Source organism: Streptomyces calidiresistens, assembly GCF_014141525.1.
Classification (GTDB): domain Bacteria; phylum Actinomycetota; class Actinomycetes; order Streptomycetales; family Streptomycetaceae; genus Streptomyces; species Streptomyces calidiresistens.
In genome coordinates this window covers 1-655 of record NZ_VKHS01001450.1, presented here as the reverse complement: position 1 = coordinate 655, position 655 = coordinate 1, and the positions used below count along the sequence as shown (strand labels likewise).

Genomic DNA, 655 nt, shown 5'->3' with positions numbered 1-655 from the left:
CCCCCACCCCGCCGGTGCGATGAGTCCGATGAACGAGAGGGCCTGTGGATAACGGCCGGCGGGTTGTCGGAGCCGGCTCGTACGGTGTGGGCGTGGACGAGACGACGGTGATCGAAACGGACGCCGGTGCCGGGACACGGGCGCTGGTGGTGCTGTGCGCGGCGGTGGTGGTGCACGACCGGGCGGCCGGCCGGGTGGTGATGGTGCGGCGCGGGCCGGAGGCGGGGTTCGCGCCGGGGCTGTGGGACCTGCCGGTGGGCAAGACCGATCGGGGCGAGTCGGTGAGCGCGGCGGCGGTCCGGGAGCTGTGGGAGGAGACCGGCGTCCGGGTCGCCGAGGAGGACCTGCGCCTGGCACACGTGGTGCACGGGGCCCAGGCATCGAAAGGGCCGGACGGGTTCGTGACCGTGGTCTTCACCGCCGAGCGCTGGGAGGGGGAGCCGGTGAACCGCGAGCCGACCAAGCACGACCGGGTGGAGTGGGTGCCGGTGGGGGCGATACCGGGCGAGGTGGTGCTCTCCACCGATCGGATCCTGGCCGCCTGCGTGGAGCGCCGGCCGGCGGGGGTGTCCCTGCACGGCTGGGATTGAGCGGACGCCCCTCGGCGCCCCGACCGTCGATTTCCCCTTCGCCGGGAAGGGCGGCGCGGGAGGGC

General features: G+C 74.7%; 1 protein-coding gene. It reads left to right on the top strand.

What is annotated here, in order from left to right; all coding sequences use genetic code 11:
- Positions 1 to 92 precede the first annotated feature (92 nt).
- Entirely contained in the window at positions 93 to 590 is a 498-nt protein-coding gene (locus FOE67_RS27770; protein WP_323385632.1) for an NUDIX domain-containing protein, read from the top strand.
- Positions 591 to 655: the final 65 nt, after the last annotated feature.